We start from the raw sequence: 18,277 nt of genomic DNA on the forward strand, positions 1-18,277 counted from the left end.
TTTATGCGTACCGTTTTGAATATTCTAAATTTTGTGCTTGGTGGTTTCGCCACAACACTCGGATGGCTACTCGCAACAATAATCAGCGCCCTGCTCATTATCACTCTGCCGTTGACGCGCTCTTGCTGGGAAATCACAAAGCTCTCATTTATCCCCTGGGGAAATGAAGCCATTCACATTGATGAACTCGAACCGCAGAGCAAAAACAGCCTGTTAAATGCAGGTGGAACATTATTGAATATTATCTGGCTTATTCTGTTTGGCTGGTGGCTATGCATTATGCATATTACCGCCGGTATCGCTCAGTGCCTTACCATCATCGGCATTCCCGTTGGCGTCGCGAACTTTAAAATCGCTGCGATTGCACTGTGGCCAGTTGGCCGTCGTGTGGTATCTGTAGAAACCGCTCGCGCTGCCCGCGAAGCCAATGCGCACCGTCGTTTTCAATAATCGGATCGCTTGTCATTATGTTAAGTCCTCTGCTTCGCCGTTATACATGGAACAGTGCCTGGCTCTATAACGTCAGAATTTTTATTGCGCTTTGCGGGACTGCTTTGCTGCCCTGGCTACTCGGCGAGGTGAAACTGACCATCCCGCTAACGCTTGGCGTCGTTGCCGCCGCACTTGCCGATCTGGATGACCGCCTGACGGGGCGGCTGAAAAACCTGATAATTACGCTGGTGTGCTTTTTTATTGCGTCTGCATCTGTGGAGTTACTCTTCCCGTGGCCATGGTTGTTTGCGCTTGGTCTTGTGACATCCACCATTGGTTTCATCCTGCTTGGCGGGCTCGGACAGCGTTACGCTACCATTGCTTTTGGTGCGCTGCTTATTGCGGTCTATACCATGCTGGGAATTTCCCTTTTCGAACAATGGTATCAGCAACCACTGCTGCTGTTGGCAGGTGCAATCTGGTTTAACTTGCTGACGCTGGTTGGACATCTGGTTTTCCCCATTCGCGCCCTACAAGACAACCTGGCGCGTTGCTATGAACAACTGGCACATTACCTTGAACTAAAATCACGTCTTTTTGACCCGGATATTGAAGATGATAGCCAGGCGCCGCTCTATGATTTAGCACTGGCGAATGGCCAGTTAGTGAACACGCTCAATCAAACCAAAGCCACGTTGCTCACGCGTTTGCGCGGAGATCGTGGGCAGCGCGGCACACGTCAAACATTGCATTACTATTTTGCAGCGCAAGATATTCACGAACGAGCCAGTTCTTCACATATCCAATATCAAACACTGCGCGAACACTTTCGTTATAGCGACGTGATGTTCCGCTTTCAGCGCTTACTTTCCATGCAGTCACATGCGTGCGCTCAGTTATCACGCGCCATTTTGCTTCGCACTCCGTATCAACACGATTCTCGCTTCGAACGTGCATTTATCCACCTTGACGCGGCGCTTGATCGTCTTCGCGCTAATGGCATCACGCCTCAGGAGCATATGAAAGCACTTGGTTTTCTGCTGGATAACCTGAGGGCTATTGACGCTCAGTTAGCAACTATTGAATCTGGTCAACCACAGCCTTCATTGTCAAATGACACTGAAAATCAGCTTTCGGATGATAGTCTGAGTGGTTTCAATGACATCCGGCAGCGTTTACGTAATAATTTGACGCCAGAATCCGCACTCTTTCGCCACGCAGTACGCATGTCGGTGGTGTTATGTATCGGTTATGCGTTTATCCAAATAACGGGGCTACAGCATGGTTATTGGATCTTACTGACCAGTCTCTTTGTCTGCCAGCCGAACTATAACGCCACTCGCCACAGGCTGACGCTACGCGTAATCGGAACGCTGACTGGCGTTGCGATCGGATTGCCGGTACTTTACTTCGTTCCCTCACACGAAGGGCAACTGATACTCATCGTCATCACCGGCGTACTGTTTTTCGCATTTCGAACAGTGCAATACGCACATGCCACGATGTTCATCACCTTACTGGTGTTACTGTGCTTTAACTTATTGGGCGAAGGATTTGAAGTCGCGCTTCCCCGTATTATTGATACGCTTATAGGTTGTGCTATCGCCTGGGCGGCAGTGAGTTTTATCTGGCCGGACTGGCGTTTTCGACACCTGCCCCGCGTTACTGAACAAGCCTTTGATGCTAACTGCCGCTACCTTGATGCCATTCTTGAACAGTACCATCAGGGACGCGATAACCGGCTTGCTTACCGCATCGCCAGACGTAACGCTTATAACCGTGACGCGGAACTGGCATCGGTCGTTTCAAATATGTCTTCCGAACCCGGAACCTCACCTGAACTTCGCGATGCCGCGTTCCGTTTGTTATGTTTAAATCATACCTTTACCAGTTATATTTCCGCGCTTGGCGCACATCGTGAGCAGCTCACCCAGCCGGAAATCCTACGTTTACTTGATGATGCAGTCTGCTATGTTGACGATGCTCTACATCACCTACCAGCAGACCAAAAACGTGTTCAGGATACCCTTGCCGATCTATCCCAACGCATTAAACACCTGGAGCCGCGCCCGGATAGCAAAGAGCCACTGGTACTGCAACAGATTGGCCTGCTGATCGCTTTATTGCCTGAAGTGTGCCGTCTGAAAAGCCAAATTACTCAGTAAGGACTCGCTCCTTTCTTGATTACGCCGTTAAACCACTCCATCAGTTCCCGGCGTCGCGGCGCCGGTAACGCCGCTTCGTGAAGCCCAACAATTGCGCCCTCGAGTGCAAGAAGCACTTTCGCGCTCAGATGCTTGTTTGATTTTCTCAATCTAAGCCAACAAACTTTTGCCCCGAGCATTCGCAGTGTATGTGCATCCAGTACTCCCGCTTCATGAAGTTGAGCTTCAAGTTGAAAAGTAAGGTTAGGCAGATCGCGTAACCGTTTTCTGGCACTGCGCCGATCTTTATCACGCCGCGCAGCTTCAAGTGACAGAGCCGAAAGTTGCAGAAGTAACGAACGATCGCGCCACACACTCTCGCTAACGAAGTAGTAATTTAACGAAACCTGACGCCCACGTTTGTTGAATACCAGTAAAGGGGCATCTTGCGTAACCGTATATTGCGCACTCTCGTCGCAAGCGCGAAGGTAAAGTTCCCCTTCTGCAACCATCGCGAAAACAGTTTTATCCACTGACAAGCTGTAACCACCAAAATGAGCGCGGTGACAAATTGTGCCGAGAGGCATGAGGTATTCGCGCGACTGATATATCCGTTGATAAGATAGGTCTTCCATGATTTTTGCCTTATAAATCACATAGTAAAAGCCAGATTTAAATTACTGAAACCACTACGCAGGAACATAGGCAACTGTGAGCAAGACGGCAAGCAAATTTTTCATTACGCGGCAGGGACAAAACAAAAATGCGAGATAGTTTCCGAAAATGAGGTTGATCTCTGAGCATGCAACGGTTACTGTATAAACATACAGTAACCCACAGGGCTGGATTGATTATGTACACTTCAGGCTATGCGAATCGTTCGACAACACTCGCTTCAACACTCAACAAATTGAATCACGTTGAGCCTTCCAGCATCACTACCGGGCTGATTAGCGAAATGGTCTATCGTGAGGACCAGCCCTGGATGACGCAGCTTCTTTTACTGCCTTTACTGCAGCAACTCGGGCAACAATCCCGTTGGCAGCTGTGGTTGACACCTCAACAAAAACTCAGCCGTGAGTGGGTGCAATCCGCTGGGTTACCCCTCACCAAGGTGATGCAGGTGAACCAGCTTTCTCCAAGCGTAACACTGGACTCAATGATTCGTGCGTTGCGCACCGGTAACTATAGCGTCGTTATTGGCTGGCATTCTGAAGAGCTGACTGCAGAGGAACATCGCCAATTAGCTATGGCGGCAGAAGAAGGCAATGCGATAGGCTTCGTTATGCGACCTGTACGCCACGATCCTCTGGCTGCGAGACAGCTTTCCGGGATAAAAATTCACTCAAATTTGTATCATTGAGTAAATTTAGGAGTTTTCCTAGGATGTTTTTTACCTGAGAGCAGCGCTTCAAATTTATCGTCCAAATACAGCGCGAAAGCCTGTCGCGCGCGCTTTGTACGGAAATAGCCGTGGTGAAAGATTCATCAGAAGTGTTAAATATTGTGTATACAAAGCCTTTTTTTTCATATGCCTGACGGAGTTCACACTTGTAAGTTTCCAACTACGTTGTAGACTTTACATCGCCAGGGGTGCTCGGCATAAGCCAAAGATATCGGTAAAGATGTCTGCAGAGTTGTCAGTGAGCAATGCCCCCGGTGAAGGATTTAACCGTGGCTTCTCTAAAGAGATTCCCATGGCGATTTTTGGATGATAACGAGGCGCAAAAATGAAAAAGACAGCTATCGCGATTGCAGTGGCACTGGCTGGTTTCGCTACCGTAGCGCAGGCCGCTCCGAAAGATAACACCTGGTATACAGGTGGTAAACTGGGTTGGTCCCAGTATCATGACAAAGGTGCGGTATGGCAGAACGATGGCCCGACCCACGAAAGCCAACTGGGTGCTGGTGCGTTCGGTGGCTACCAGGTTAACCCGTACGTAGGTTTCGAACTGGGCTATGACTGGCTGGGTCGTATGCCGTACAAAGGCGACACCGTTAACGGCGCGTTCAAAGCTCAGGGCGTTCAGCTGACTGCTAAACTGGGTTACCCGGTAACTGACGATCTGGACCTGTACACTCGTCTGGGTGGTATGGTTTGGCGTGCAGACGCTCAGAACAACCAGGGCTTCAAAGATCACGATACCGGTGTTTCCCCGGTCTTCGCTGGTGGTGTTGAGTGGGCAGTTACTCGTGACATCGCTACCCGCCTGGAATACCAGTGGGTTAACAACATCGGTGATGCAAACACCGTTGGTGCTCGTCCGGACAACGGTATGCTGAGCGTAGGTGTTTCCTACCGCTTCGGCCAGCAGGAAGACGCTGCTCCGGTAGTAGCTGCTCCGGCTCCGGCTCCGGCTCCGGAAGTGCAGACCAAACACTTCACTCTGAAGTCTGACGTTCTGTTCAACTTCAACAAAGCGACGCTGAAACCGGAAGGTCAGCAGGCGCTGGATCAGCTGTATGGTCAGCTGAGCAACTTGGATCCTAAAGACGGTTCCGTAGTGGTTCTGGGCTTCACCGACCGTATCGGTTCTGACGCTTACAACCAGAGCCTGTCTGAGAAACGTGCACAGTCCGTAGTTGATTACCTGGTTTCTAAAGGTATCCCGGCTAACAAAATCTCCGCACGTGGCATGGGTAAATCCAACCCGGTTACCGGCAGCACCTGTGACAACGTGAAACCGCGTGCAGCGCTGATCGACTGCCTGGCACCGGATCGTCGCGTAGAGATCGAAGTTAAAGGTAGCAAAGACGTTGTAACTCAGCCGCAGGCTTAAGTTCACGTCTAAAAAAACCCCGCGCATTAGCGGGGTTTTTTATTGCCTGAAATAACAGGCAGGAATAATTCGCACCTATTCTTTCCCAAGTAATGCCTGCAGGTCATGTTTCAGCGTAGACATCTGAGATGCATACTTTTCCTTGTGCTCGGCATCTTCGATCAACTGCACAATCGTTTCAGAAAGCGTTTTCCCCCTGCGTTGCGCTAACCCAGCCAGACGCTGCCAGACCACAAATTCCAGGTCGATCGATTTTTTACGCGTATGCTGATGTTCGGCATTGAAATGCCGCTTGCGGCGGGCGCGAATAGTTTGCTTCATCCGGTTAATCAATGACGGATTGATATGCTGCATAATCCAGTCGTTGACCTGTACGGGTTCATTTTCGAGTGTCAACAATAAATCGACCGCATCTTTAGCGGCACTGGCTTCTATGTAGCGCGTGATTAATTCCCCTTCACGATGCTTTTTTACCAGATACTTCCATTTCCAGCCGCTTTCGAGATTTTCCAGTTGTTGATATTTCATTGCGCTCTCAACGTGACCGTGTAACTCAGTTCAGAATATCAGTTTTTTCCAACTCTGCTGAAAAGAAATCACGGCCTCGTTTAAGCCAATAGTGTTCGCGTCGCGAAAGCGTGTAATCAATGTGTGCTGTTGGAGCGTTTACGGTATAATCGCGCCTTTGACATCAGACTAAAAAAACGACTTTGACCATTACAAAACTTGAATGGAACGACCTGGTTCCTGATACCAGCAGCTATCAGGAAGTATTTGAATCGTCCGAATTAGCCCGCGAAACGGACTTCTCCCTGGCCGATACGCAACCCCGATTACAGTACGCGCTGGAGCAATTGCTCTATCCGCAGGCGACGTCACGCTTTTTGCTGGCTAAAGCGCCAGAAGAAGCCGAATATCTTGCGCTTATCGCCAGCGCCACCGAAATGCTCATCCCTGAAGCCCGCCCATTTTCTGGCGGCCAATATCATGTCAATGGTTCGGCAATTCGCTTCGAACCTTCGGCTGATGCCCAGGCAAATTTTATCGGCAACAAACCCACCGCGATCGCCGATTGGGTAGAAGCAGAACAACTTTTCGGCTGCCTTCGCCAGTTTAATCAGGAAATCACGTTGCAACCCGGCCTCGTCCACCAGGCAAACGGTGGAGTGCTGGTTATTTCCTTACGTACTCTGCTTGCACAGCCACTGCTATGGATGCGCCTGAAAACGATGGTAATGCAGCGCCGTTTTGACTGGGTTTCCTTTGATGAATCGCGCCCTCTGCCTGTCACTGTGCCGTCCATGCCAATGGATCTGAAAGTCATCCTCGTGGGTGAACGTGAATCACTCGCGGATTTCCAGGAAATGGAGCCGGAACTCGCATCGCAGGCCATTTACAGCGAATACGAAGAAACGCTGCAAATTGCGGATGCCGAAACCATGTCCATATGGCGTCAGTGGGTCGAGCAAACCGCTCGCGATGCCCACTTGCCCGCCCCTGCGGCTGATGCATGGACAACACTCATTCGCGAAGCCGTCCGCTACACCGGCGATCAAGAAACGTTACCTCTTTGCCCAATGTGGTTGTCTCGGCAACTGCGAGAAGTGGCAGCGATGTCCACCGATGAAACCTTTAGCGGGGAAGAGTTCCAGACAATGCTTGCGCAGCGAGAGTGGCGTGAAGGCTTCCTGGCGGAGCGCATGCAGGATGAGATCCTGCTTGAGCAAATCCTGATCGAAACCGAAGGAGAACGCATCGGTCAGATCAATGCACTGTCCGTTATCGAGTTTCCGGGACATCCACGTGCCTTTGGTGAACCCTCGCGAATCAGTTGTGTGGTGCATGTTGGCGATGGCGAGTTTAACGATATTGAACGCAAAGCTGAGCTGGGCGGTAATATCCACGCCAAAGGCATGATGATCATGCAAGCGTTCCTGATGGCGGAACTGGAACTGGAACAACAGATCCCCTTCTCCGCCTCACTGACTTTTGAACAATCATACAGCGAAGTCGACGGTGACAGCGCATCAATGGCTGAACTGTGCGCATTAATCAGCGCGCTATCTGAAGTTCCGCTTAATCAGAGCATTGCGATCACAGGCTCGGTGGATCAATTTGGTCGCTCCCAGCCGGTCGGCGGGCTGAATGAAAAAATCGAAGGCTTCTTCGATATTTGTCAGCAGCGCCAGCTCACTGGCAAGCAAGGGGTGATTATTCCCTCGGCAAATGTACGCCATCTCTGCCTGCAGCAGGAACTTCTGGATGCTATCCAGGCGCAGCAATTTTTCATCTGGGCAGTAGATGACATGATGGATGCGCTACCCTTATTAACGGGTTTGCCGTGGGATGCCGAAGGGCAAAACAACCTTAAGCAACTCATCCAGGAACGTATCGCGCAGGCAACACAACAGGATGCGCGCCACCGCTTCCCGTGGCCGCTTCGCTGGTTGAACTGGTTTATCCGAAACTGATCGGACTTGTTCAGCGTACACGTGTTAGCTATCCTGCGTCCGAAATTACAAATAAGGCTTACTGAGAACATGGTAGATAAACGCGAATCCTATACAAAAGAAGATCTTCTTGCCTCTGGTCGTGGCGAATTGTTTGGCGCAAAAGGCCCGCAATTGCCGGCACCGAACATGCTGATGATGGACCGTGTGGTCAAAATGACTGAAACCGGCGGTAACTTCGATAAAGGCTATGTTGAAGCTGAGCTGGATATCAACCCGGATCTGTGGTTCTTTGGCTGCCATTTCATTGGTGATCCGGTGATGCCAGGCTGTCTCGGCCTCGATGCAATGTGGCAACTGGTTGGTTTCTACCTGGGCTGGCTCGGCGGCGAAGGCAAAGGCCGCGCGCTGGGCGTAGGCGAAGTGAAATTCACCGGCCAGGTGCTGCCAACGGCGAAAACCGTGACTTACCGTATTCACTTTAAACGCGTTGTAAACCGTCGTTTGATCATGGGTCTGGCAGATGGCGAAGTGCTGGTTGATGGCCGCGTTATCTATACCGCCGCGGATCTGAAAGTAGGTCTGTTCAAGGATACGTCTAATTTCTGATACCGGGTTACCTACCCCGGTAAAGGCGAAACCTCCGCAATGCGGAGGTTTCTTTTTTAAAGAGACAGAATCAGGCAATGACTGCCCTGTCCTCCATGGCCTCCCGCCAGCCTCCCAGCCACTCGGACCTTTGATTCAGGGTTTGGTAGGGACACATTTCCTTCGGACGCCCGGTAATACCAGCCTGATAACCACGTTGATGTGCCCGTTCCAGGCGATCGCGTTTTTGTCTCTTCATGCCTCGTTTCCCTCATTATTTGATCTGGTGGAAAAGAAAACAGTGGTCACTTAATGCGCAACCACAGGTCACAAATACCTTGAATAGACTTCGTCGTCAATGCGCAAAATTCACGCCAGTGTCATAAATGTGAGCTACACAAAAGTTCATTTGTACAAAAAATGTGAGCCAGCACAACTAATGGTTTGTACTGAAACATAAAAAAACCGCCATAGATTTTGTCTATGGCGGTTTTTACAGACTTTAGATTTACTTATGGCAGACGATTTAGCGCATTCGCAATACTGACAGCCTCTTGCTGCCAGCCCTGAGCCAGCATTTTCACCATTTCATCATAGCCATCCTGCTGCTGTTTCAGCTCAATATGGAAGGGGCGCTTAATCAGTTGTCCCTGGTGTTTAAGTAACCATTCGCCGCTTACTATCACTCGCCCATCATAGCGACCATGAAAACCGGTCACAGTTACGTTTAGCGTATCTTGTTCACTGCCTAGCGGCTGCGATGCGACCACCCAGCCAGGCAGTTGATTGCTCAGATTGGATACCAGCGTGTTACGCAGTTGCTGATCGAGCGGGCTGGCCCACAAATTGTTCGTAGCAATGACGTATTGCACATCGCTGGTCTGGTACACCACGCCATTCCCCGCGAGAAAATCAGGTACCGAAACCTGTTCTACCCATAACTGACGATTCCCCTGGTTTTGCCCGGCCATCGCCTGCGCCTTTACTTGCGACGGCGAAGGCAGCTGATAGTAGCTTTTGTTATCACCGCCGCTACTGCAGGCTGTCAGCAACAGAGCCAGTATCGCTAATGCGCTCTTTTTCATTCTTTTGCCCTCTTCGGCTGCGGATCGGGTTTCCCTTTCGCTTCAAATACCAGCGCGTTGCTCTTATCGTTGAGCGTTTTCAGCACCGGTTGCAGTTCACGCAATACCTGATCGAGGCGCTGCATATCCGCCACCATTTTATTGTAAGCGGCGGAACCCGGCTGGAAGCCCTGCATACTGCGGTTAAGTTCGCGTAGTGTGCTCTGCATATCTGCAGGCAGTTGCTGCATCGACTGGCTGGCGGTCAATTTGTTGAGGTTATCCAGCGTCGTTTGCAGACGTTTGAGCGTTTGCTGGCTTTCAGATAGCGTGCTCGTCGCCTGCTGGATCATCGGGTTCAACGGTAAATTGTTGATTTTATCCAGCGTATCCATTAGCCGTTGCTGGATCTGCGCCAGTCCACCACTCACAGTCGGGATGATGGGATAGCCAGCGAACTCGTGCATGCCACTGATCGCAGGGGCATTATTGTAAAAATCGAGATCAACATACAGCGCGCCGGTAACAATATTACCGGTCTTCAACGAGCCTCGCAGACCACGCTTCAGTAGCGCATTCAGATGTGCGCTCATATCCGGATCTTCACCCAGTTGGTTCGCCAGACGTTCCGGCTCAATACGGATCAGAACCGGAATACGATAATCATCATTCAGCGCCTGGCGCATACCTTCCGTAAAGAACGGCACCTTGCTCACCGTACCAAGGCGGATGCCGCGGAATTCAACCGGCGCGCCGGGTTGCAAGCCACGGATCGAATCTTTAAAGAACATCAGATAATCAACATGTTCGGTGTATAGCGAATCCTGAATGCTGCGCTGATCGTCATACAACTTAAAAGCGCTGTTTTCCGCCACCGGCTGCCCCAAATCCAGGCCTTCCGGCACATCGAAGCTGACACCGCCGCCGAACAGCGTTGTCAGCGACCCCATCTCGACGCGCATCCCGGCGGAGGTGAGATCGACGGCAATCCCGCTGTCTTTCCAGAAACGCACATTGCTGGTCACCAGCCGATCGTTCGGCGCATTAATAAAGAGCTGATAGCTCATGGTCCGTTTTTGCGTATCAAAGGTGCTGGTTTCCACTGAACCCACGCGATAGCCACGGAACAACACCGGATCGCCTGCCGTTAATTGCCCCGCTTTATTACTGTCAAGGATCACCCGGATACCTTTCGCATCCGGCGGCGCCAGCGGCGGCGAATCGAGCAAGTTGTAGCGCTCCGGTGCATTGCCTTTTACACCGGGCTGAAGTTCGATATAGGCACCAGAAAGCAGCGTACCAAGCCCGCTGATACCTTCGCGACCCACCTGCGGTTTCACCACCCAGAATACCGAATCATTATGCAGGAGCTTTTCCATGCCGGAATTGAGCCGCGCTTTGATTTCAACATGGGTAAGATCATCGGTCAGCGTCGTACTCTCCACTACGCCAACGTCCACGCTGCGGCTTTTGATCGTCGTTTTACCGCCGACAATCCCTTCAGCGTTATTGGTGATCAGGGTGACTTCCGGGCCTTGATGGCTGTAATGATAGAAAAGGATCCAGGCCCCAATCAGTGCCGTCACAATCGGGAAAATCCACACCGGTGACCAGTTTCTCACCTTTTGCACCCTGGCTTCCCCACTCTTATTCTCCATGCTTTAACGACTCCTCATGGTGCGTTTGTGGCTCGCGATCCCAGCTCAGACGCGGGTCGAAAGTCATTGCCGCAAACATCGTGATAATAACGACCAGCGCAAACATCAGCGCACCCATCGCAGGATAAATATTCATCAGCCCCCCCATCCGCACCAGCGCAGACAGTACGGCAATAACAAACACGTCGATCATTGACCAGCGCCCAACGAATTCCACTATTTCATAAATAAAATGCATGCGTTCGCAATCGCGCTTTCCGTGCCCTTTCGCATCAATACACAGCCAGGCGATGCCAATCATTTTCAGCGTCGGCACCATAATGCTGGCGATAAAAATCACTAACGCAACCGGATACGAACCCTCGCTCCACAGCAAAATGACCCCGGCCAGAATGGTCGACGGCATGCGGTCGCCCAACAGGTCGGTCACCATGATGGGCAAAATATTGGCGGGTAGATAGAGCATGATGGCGGTCATCAGCAGCGCCAGCGTCCACTGAATACTGTTGCGCCGACGCGCATGGCCATGAGTATGGCAACGTGGGCAAACCGGCTGGTCAATCGCCACTATCGCCGTGCAACATGGGCAGGATCGCAGCCCCTGGCGGATACCTGGTACACCGACATGCAGCGGCTGCGCAACAGCTGGCGCTGGCGCAATGTCGTCCCACAGCCAGTGGCGGTCTACGCACTGAAACGCCCGCAGTTGCAACAGACAGAACAGGCACCAGGGAATGAAACTGCTGCCGATGCCAATATCACCATAAGCCATCAGTTTGACGAAACTGACCAACACCCCGGCGAGGAAAATCTCCGCCATTCCCCAACTTTTAAGCTGGAATAACACGCGGGCAAGGCCAATTTTCAGGCGAAAATCCATCCGCACGCCGTTAACCAACAGCAGGATCGTCACCAGGCAAAACGCCGGCACAAACTGCACGAACAACAGAAAGAAAGTGCCGAGGCTGGCGTAATCTTCCGAGAACATCACACCAGGAATTTCCAGCAGCGTCACCTCACTGGCAACGCCTGCTACTTTCATGTTTACGAAGGGAAAAAGGTTGGAGAGCAATAGCATGAACAGCGCGACGATAGCATACGCAGTGGGACGCTGCCGCGGCGCGTCCCACTCGGTCGCAAGCGTTGTCCCACAACGCGGGCACGCCGCTTTTTGTCCATGTTGCAGCGGCGGTAACGCCACCAGCATGTCACATTGCGAACAGAGAATGTGGCGAGTGGTGTGGTGGTGTTCACACATACAGGCTCCCTTTATGCGCCGTTTTTCAGAGCCTCCAGATACTCCCAGCGTTCAAACGCTTCTTCAAGCGCTTGCTCCGCCGAAGCCATATCGGCTAAGACTTTCTGCGTATGGTCGTGCGGCTGGCTAAAGAAACTGGCATCGGCGACCTGCGCTTGCAAATCCCCTAGTTGTGCTTCCAGTTGTTCCAGCTTTTGCGGTAATTGTTCCAGTTCACGCTGCAGGTTATAGCTTAGTTTGTTACTGTTGCGTTTGACAGTTTCTGCTTTGGCTACCGGCGCTTCCATACTTTTTTTCGCGGCGTCCTGTTTTTGCATCTGCGATGCCGCCTGCTGACCACGGGCATCGTGATAGCCGCCAACATACTGACCAATCTGGCCGTCGCCTTCGAAGATCCAGCATTCGGTCACGGTATTATCAACGAACTGACGATCGTGGCTCACCAGCAGAACCGTACCCTGATAGGCATCGATAAGCTCTTCCAGCAGTTCCAGCGTTTCAACATCCAGATCGTTGGTTGGTTCATCGAGAATTAACAGGTTGCTGGGTTTCAGGAACAAACGCGCCAGCAACAGTCGGTTACGTTCCCCGCCAGAGAGCGCACGTACCGGCGTCATCGCCCGTTTCGGATGGAACAGAAAGTCCTGCAAGTAGCCCAGAATGTGGCGCGGCTTGCCGTTCACCAGCACTTCTTGCTTACCTTCAGCAAGGTTGTCCATCACCGTTTTATCCGGATCCAGTTCGGCGCGGTGCTGATCGAAATAGGCCACTTCCAGTTTGGTACCGACATGGACACGCCCGCTATCGGCTTTGAGTTGATCCAGCATCAATTTGAGCAGCGTAGTCTTACCGCAGCCGTTCGGGCCGATCAGCGCGATTTTGTCGCCGCGCTGCACCTGCGTGGAGAAATTGCGCACCAGCACTTTGCCATCAATGCCGTAATTGACGTCTTCCATCTCGAAAACAATCTTGCCGGAGCGGGAGGCTTCTTCCACCTGCATCTTCGCGCTGCCCATCACTTCACGGCGTTCACTGCGCTCGCGGCGCATGGCTTTTAACGCGCGGACGCGGCCTTCGTTACGAGTACGACGCGCCTTGATGCCCTGGCGGATCCACACCTCTTCCTGCGCCAGCTTGCGATCAAATTCCGCATTTTGCAGCTCTTCCACGCGCAGGGCTTCTTCTTTCTCCAGCAGATACTGATCGTAGTTGCCCGGATAGGAAACCAGCTTGCCGCGATCGAGGTCGACGATACGCGTCGCCATATTGCGAATAAACGAACGATCGTGAGAGATAAAGATGATGGTGCCGCCGAAAGATTTCAGGAACCCTTCCAGCCAGTCGATAGTTTCAATATCCAGGTGGTTGGTTGGTTCGTCGAGCAGCAGCACACGCGGACCGCTCACCAGCGCGCGCCCCAGCGCTGCCTTACGCAACCAGCCGCCGGAAAGAGCGGAGAGCGACATATCCGCCGTCAGCCCCAGCTGTGCCAGCACTTCATTGATACGGTTTTCCAGTTGCCACAAACCGTGGTGATCCAGCATCTCCTGCACACGCGCTAACTCGGCGAGGTTTTTATCGCTCGGATCGCTCATCACCAGGTGGGAAACCTCATGGTAGCGCTTGAGATACTCGGCCTGTTCTTCAATCCCTTCAGCGACAAAATCGTAGACGCTGCCGGTAACATTACGCGGCGGATCCTGTTGCAGGCGTGCCACCACCAAATCTTGCTCATACACAATGCGACCATCATCCAGGTTAACTTCCCGGTTGAGGATCTTCATCAGCGTTGATTTCCCCGCGCCGTTACGCCCAACAAGGCACACGCGTTCGTTTTCTTCGATATGCAGCTCAGCATTATCGAGAAGCGGCGCATCGCTGAATGACAGCCACGCGCCATGCATACTGATTAATGACATTTATTTATCCTTTCAGGCTGCGGTAATCAGCCAGCAGTTGTGGATCTGACGGTTGCGGGCAAAATCCTGCGACTGCGTTTTTTGGGTGATTTCTTGTGCTTTAAGACCCAGTTTCGCCAGCCCGTCGAGATCCATACGGAAACCGCGTTTGTTATTGGAAAACATGATCGTGCCGCCCTTACGCAACAGGCGTTTGAGATCCTGCATCAGCGCCATATGGTCGCGCTGTACATCAAAAGACTCTTCCATACGTTTGGAGTTGGAGAAGGTCGGCGGATCGATAAAGATCAGGTCGAACTGCTCATCAGTATCGCGCAGCCACGCAAGGCAGTCGGCCTGGATCAGGCGATGCGCATGACCGCTCAGGCCATTAAGACGCAGGTTGCGCTCGGCCCACTCCAGATAGGTACGTGACATATCCACCGTTGTCGTCGAACGCGCGCCGCCCAGCCCCGCATGCACACTGGCGCTGCCGGTATAAGAGAATAGATTCAGGAAATCTTTGCCTTTACTCATTTGGCCGAGCATACGGCGCGCGATACGGTGATCGAGGAACAAACCGGTATCAAGATAATCGGTCAGGTTGACCCACAGGCGAGCGTTATATTCGCTCACTTCCATGAAATCACCCTTTTCATTCATTTTCTGATACTGATTGTTGCCCTTCTGCCGTTCACGGGTTTTCAACACCAGCTTGTTTGGCGCAATCCCCAACACATGAATGGTGGCCGCAATGATATCAAACAGACGCTGGCGCGCTTTTTGCGCATCAATCGTTTTCGGTGCGGCATACTCCTGCACCACCACCCAATCGGCATAGCGATCGACCGCGACGTTGTAATCCGGCAGATCGGCATCGTACAGGCGATAACATTCGATACCTTCCTGACGCGCCCATTTTTCCAGCTTTTTAACGTTCTTGCGCAGGCGATTCGCGTAATCTTCCGCCATTGCCGGCGCTTTCGCTTCGCCGGTATTTTCCGCCAGATGGTAATTTTTCTGCACGCAATCCAGCGGGCCGTTTTTCGCTTTGAACTGGCGCTCAGCGCGCAGTTGCAGGCAGTTCAGCAGATCAACCGAGGCGCTAAACAGTGACAGATTCCAGCCGCCAAATTGTGCTTTCAGCAGACGGCCCAACAGGCTGTGCAGCGCGATCAGCGCCGGTTCACTCTCCAGACGCTCACCATACGGCGGGTTACTGATCACCGTACCGTACGGGCCTTTTGGCAGCGGGTTGCTCAGCTCGGCAACATCTTTCACCTCAAAAGTCACCAGCTCGCCAATCCCGGCGCGTCGGGCGTTTTTACGGGCGATATCGATAACGCGCGCGTCGCTGTCTGACCCATAAAAATGGGAGGCATAATTCGCCAACCCCGCACGCGCACGCGCCTGCGCCTCGGCTTTCACCTCTTGCCACAGCGCTTCATCGTGCTGTGCCCAGCCACCAAAACCCCAGTGGCCGCGGTGCAGACCCGGCGCGCGATCGGTCGCCGCCATCGCAGCTTCAATCAGCAGCGTCCCGGAGCCGCACATCGGATCCAGCAGCGGCGTGCCTGCCAGCCAGCCAGAACGCATCACGATCGCGGCGGCCAGGTTTTCTTTGATCGGCGCCATCCCGGTGCGATCGCGGTAGCCGCGCAGGTGCAAACCTTCACCGCTCAGATCAAGGGAGATATTTGCCGTATCCTGGTTCAGCCAGACGTTAATACGCAGGTCCGGCATCTCACGTTCCACATTCGGGCGCGGCAGGTTTTTGCGGGTAAAGCTGTCGACGATCGCATCTTTGACTTTCAGCGCGCCGTACTGGCTGTTACGAATTTCATCGTTCAGGCCGCTAAAATGGACGGCGAAGGTTGCGCCCGGATTAAACATCTCTGTCCAGTTGATCGCCTGCACGCCGAGGTAGAGATCAAGATCGCTGTAAACCTTGCACTCCCCGAGCGGCAGCATAATGCGCGAAGCCAGACGACTCCACATCAGGCTCTGGTACAGGAGCCGCGTGTCCCCTTCAAAATGGACACCACCCTGAACAACCCGGCACTCAACGGCACCGAGTTTTTCCAGTTCAGTTTTTAACAGCTCTTCCAGCCCGCGGGCCGTACTGGCAAACAGAGAAATCATAATGTCACTTACACTCAACGAAAATTGTTGCGCATTATAGCTAATCTGGCGTTCATGTCATAAAGTTGAGGGCTAATTTTCATCAGACAGGGGGAAGACGTGCCAACGCTTTCACGTCTTTTTATTCATCCGGTAAAATCCATGCGTGGTATTGGCCTGACGCATGCACTTGCCGATATCAGCGGCCTCGCTTTTGATCGTGTTTTTATGGTCACGCAACCCGATGGCACTTTTATTACCGCACGACAGTATCCGCAGATGGTGCGCTTTACGCCCTCACCGTTAACCGATGGTTTGCACCTGACCGCACCGGATGGCAGCAGCGCGGTGATTCGCTTTGCTGATTTTGCGCCCGACGCCGCGCCCACGGAAGTATGGGGAAACCACTTTACTGCCCTTATCGCGCCCGACGAGATTAATCGCTGGCTGAGCGGCTTTTTTTCGCGCGAGGTGCAGTTGCGCTGGGTTGGACCTGAATTAACCCGCCGCGTTAAACACCACGACGACGTACCGTTATCTTTCGCCGATGGTTTTCCCTATCTGCTGGCTAACGAAGCCTCGCTGCGTGATGTACAAAACCGTTGCCCGGCCAGCGTGAAAATGGAGCAGTTTCGCCCCAACCTGGTAGTGACGGGCGCGCAGCCGTGGGAAGAGGACAGCTGGAAAGTGGTGCGTATTGGCGAGGTGGTTTTCGATGTCGTGAAACCGTGCAGCCGGTGTGTGTTCACCACCGTCAGCCCGGAGCGCGGGCAAAAACACCCCTCCGGTGAGCCTCTCGCGACCTTACAGCGTTTTCGCACCGCGCAGGACAATGGTACCGTCGATTTTGGCCAAAACCTGATTGCCCGTAATAGCGGTGTGATCCGCGTTGGCGATGAAGTAGCCGTGCTGGCAACGGCGCCCGCGAAAATATACGGCGCAGGCGAAGCCGAAGAGGCTGTTGAACAGGATGCACAACCCGCAGGCACGGTAGAAATCAACTGGCAAGGTCAAACATTTCGCGGCAATAACCAACAAGTGTTGCTTGAACAGCTTGAACATCAGGGGATTCGCGTGCCCTACTCGTGCCGCGCCGGGATTTGCGGTTGCTGCCGGATCCGCGTAGTGGAAGGTGAAGTCAGTGCGCTGAAGAAATCAGCGGTTGCGCCGGATGGTTCAATTCTCTGCTGTAGCTGTGTGCCGAAAACATCGCTGCGACTGGAGGCTTAAACCGCCTGTTCGAACTGAATTGCGTTGGTATGTAACTGTGGTTTGAGGCGATCGTTCATAATTTTAATCGCGTCGCCCAGTTGCATAGTGCGCCCGGCAATTACCACGCCGGGTTGCGCCAGCAGACACAGCGCAGCATTGTCACCCGGTTCAACCACCAGCAGATTCACACACTCCTGCGTATCGCTCAGCCAGACGCAAGCGCCTTCGCCCGTAACAGGCGTCCACAGGGAATCATGCGTCATGAAGTGCCAGCTTTTCGGCATTTGCGGCTTGAGGAAGCGAATCGCTACCAGCGCGTTAAGCACCAGTTCAGCGCGTTGCTCATGGGATAACGGCAAATCGCGGCATTTTTCATCAAAGGAGAAATAGAGCGCAGCATCATCCACGCAAAAACCAGACGGTGAGAAAGCGTCTGGCGTCAGCATCTTACGGGCAAAACGAGAGCGAAATAACATGCCATTGGCTAAATCGAGCATCATGCGATCATGCTCATCATCAAAATACCAGCGCCAATTATCGTCAGGTTTAATTCGCATTTTCCTCTCCCCTTCCCCTAAACATCCTGTCGCTTTTTCATCCTGTTTGCCGCCTCGTTTATTACCTAAATAATAAAAGACTAAAATGTTTAAATTAGCAACAGTGGTGGAATAT

16 protein-coding genes are annotated in these 18,277 nt (G+C 52.5%); 7 read left to right on the forward strand and 9 right to left on the reverse strand.

From position 1 onward, the window contains the following. Positions 1-3: 3 nt before the first annotated feature. Entirely contained in the window at positions 4-450 is a 447-nt protein-coding gene (locus DFO56_RS01310; protein ID WP_020457274.1) for a YccF domain-containing protein, read from the forward strand. A gap of 17 nt (positions 451-467) precedes the next feature. Further along, positions 468-2,597, forward strand: coding sequence for a YccS family putative transporter (gene yccS, locus DFO56_RS01315; protein WP_045506765.1), 2,130 nt, complete (start codon positions 468-470; stop codon positions 2,595-2,597). Here the strand turns inward: yccS and DFO56_RS01320 are convergent. Continuing rightward, positions 2,591-3,211, reverse strand: coding sequence for a TfoX/Sxy family DNA transformation protein (locus tag DFO56_RS01320; RefSeq protein ID WP_045506763.1), 621 nt, complete (start codon positions 3,209-3,211; stop codon positions 2,591-2,593). The genes yccS and DFO56_RS01320 overlap by 7 nt on opposite strands. Before the next feature lie 218 nt (positions 3,212-3,429). Between DFO56_RS01320 and sulA the strand changes: the two genes are divergently transcribed. Both sulA and ompA read left to right on the forward strand, forming a co-directional pair. Then, the gene (gene sulA / locus DFO56_RS01325; RefSeq protein ID WP_020457271.1) at positions 3,430-3,939 is read left to right on the forward strand and encodes an SOS-induced cell division inhibitor SulA; all 510 of its coding nucleotides are present in this window, start codon (positions 3,430-3,432) and stop codon (positions 3,937-3,939) included. A 367-nt stretch (positions 3,940-4,306) separates the two neighbouring features. Further along, complete coding sequence (gene ompA, locus DFO56_RS01330) at positions 4,307-5,356, forward strand: porin OmpA (RefSeq protein WP_045506756.1); 1,050 nt, start codon at positions 4,307-4,309, stop codon at positions 5,354-5,356. A gap of 75 nt (positions 5,357-5,431) precedes the next feature. Here the strand turns inward: ompA and matP are convergent, their stop codons facing one another. Continuing rightward, the gene (gene matP, locus DFO56_RS01335; protein ID WP_045506754.1) at positions 5,432-5,884 is read right to left on the reverse strand and encodes a macrodomain Ter protein MatP; all 453 of its coding nucleotides are present in this window, start codon (positions 5,882-5,884) and stop codon (positions 5,432-5,434) included. Between the two features lie 182 nt (positions 5,885-6,066). On the opposite strand from matP, the gene DFO56_RS01340 reads away from it, so the two are divergent. Beyond that, a complete protein-coding gene (locus DFO56_RS01340; RefSeq protein WP_045506752.1) occupies positions 6,067-7,827 on the forward strand; it encodes a Lon protease family protein in 1,761 nt (586 codons plus the stop codon). A gap of 69 nt (positions 7,828-7,896) precedes the next feature. After that, positions 7,897-8,415: a bifunctional 3-hydroxydecanoyl-ACP dehydratase/trans-2-decenoyl-ACP isomerase gene (fabA, locus tag DFO56_RS01345; protein WP_045506750.1), complete on the forward strand. Its 519-nt coding sequence runs from the start codon at positions 7,897-7,899 to the stop codon at positions 8,413-8,415. Positions 8,416-8,485: 70 nt separating this feature from the next. Here the strand turns inward: fabA and rmf are convergent, their stop codons facing one another. The 6 genes from rmf to rlmKL all read right to left on the reverse strand — a co-directional run bounded on the left by rmf (position 8,486) and on the right by rlmKL (position 16,414). Then, positions 8,486-8,653, reverse strand: a complete 168-nt coding sequence (rmf, locus tag DFO56_RS01350; protein WP_017456222.1) for a ribosome modulation factor — start codon at positions 8,651-8,653, stop codon at positions 8,486-8,488. Between the two features lie 253 nt (positions 8,654-8,906). After that, on the reverse strand, positions 8,907-9,479 hold the full coding sequence (gene pqiC, locus DFO56_RS01355) for a membrane integrity-associated transporter subunit PqiC (protein ID WP_045506745.1): 573 nt from the start codon (positions 9,477-9,479) through the stop codon (positions 8,907-8,909). Next, on the reverse strand, positions 9,476-11,116 hold the full coding sequence (gene pqiB / locus DFO56_RS01360) for an intermembrane transport protein PqiB (protein ID WP_020457266.1): 1,641 nt from the start codon (positions 11,114-11,116) through the stop codon (positions 9,476-9,478). Before pqiB ends, pqiC begins: the two co-directional genes overlap by 4 nt. Beyond that, a complete protein-coding gene (gene pqiA / locus DFO56_RS01365; protein WP_045506742.1) occupies positions 11,106-12,374 on the reverse strand; it encodes a membrane integrity-associated transporter subunit PqiA in 1,269 nt (422 codons plus the stop codon). Before pqiA ends, pqiB begins: the two co-directional genes overlap by 11 nt. Before the next feature lie 11 nt (positions 12,375-12,385). Beyond that, the gene (locus DFO56_RS01370; RefSeq protein WP_045506740.1) at positions 12,386-14,293 is read right to left on the reverse strand and encodes an ABC transporter ATP-binding protein; all 1,908 of its coding nucleotides are present in this window, start codon (positions 14,291-14,293) and stop codon (positions 12,386-12,388) included. A 12-nt stretch (positions 14,294-14,305) separates the two neighbouring features. Then, positions 14,306-16,414: a bifunctional 23S rRNA (guanine(2069)-N(7))-methyltransferase RlmK/23S rRNA (guanine(2445)-N(2))-methyltransferase RlmL gene (gene rlmKL, locus DFO56_RS01375; RefSeq protein WP_045506737.1), complete on the reverse strand. Its 2,109-nt coding sequence runs from the start codon at positions 16,412-16,414 to the stop codon at positions 14,306-14,308. Positions 16,415-16,513: 99 nt separating this feature from the next. Here rlmKL and DFO56_RS01380 point away from each other — a divergent pair, with 99 nt between their 5' ends. Next, entirely contained in the window at positions 16,514-17,623 is a 1,110-nt protein-coding gene (locus tag DFO56_RS01380) for a YcbX family protein (protein ID WP_072051603.1), read from the forward strand. On the opposite strand, the gene zapC is transcribed toward DFO56_RS01380, so the two are convergent. Then, a complete protein-coding gene (gene zapC, locus DFO56_RS01385; RefSeq protein WP_020457261.1) occupies positions 17,620-18,162 on the reverse strand; it encodes a cell division protein ZapC in 543 nt (180 codons plus the stop codon). The genes DFO56_RS01380 and zapC overlap by 4 nt on opposite strands. Positions 18,163-18,277 lie beyond the last annotated feature (115 nt).

This window comes from Kosakonia sp. AG348 (assembly GCF_003337365.1).
GTDB lineage: Bacteria > Pseudomonadota > Gammaproteobacteria > Enterobacterales > Enterobacteriaceae > Kosakonia.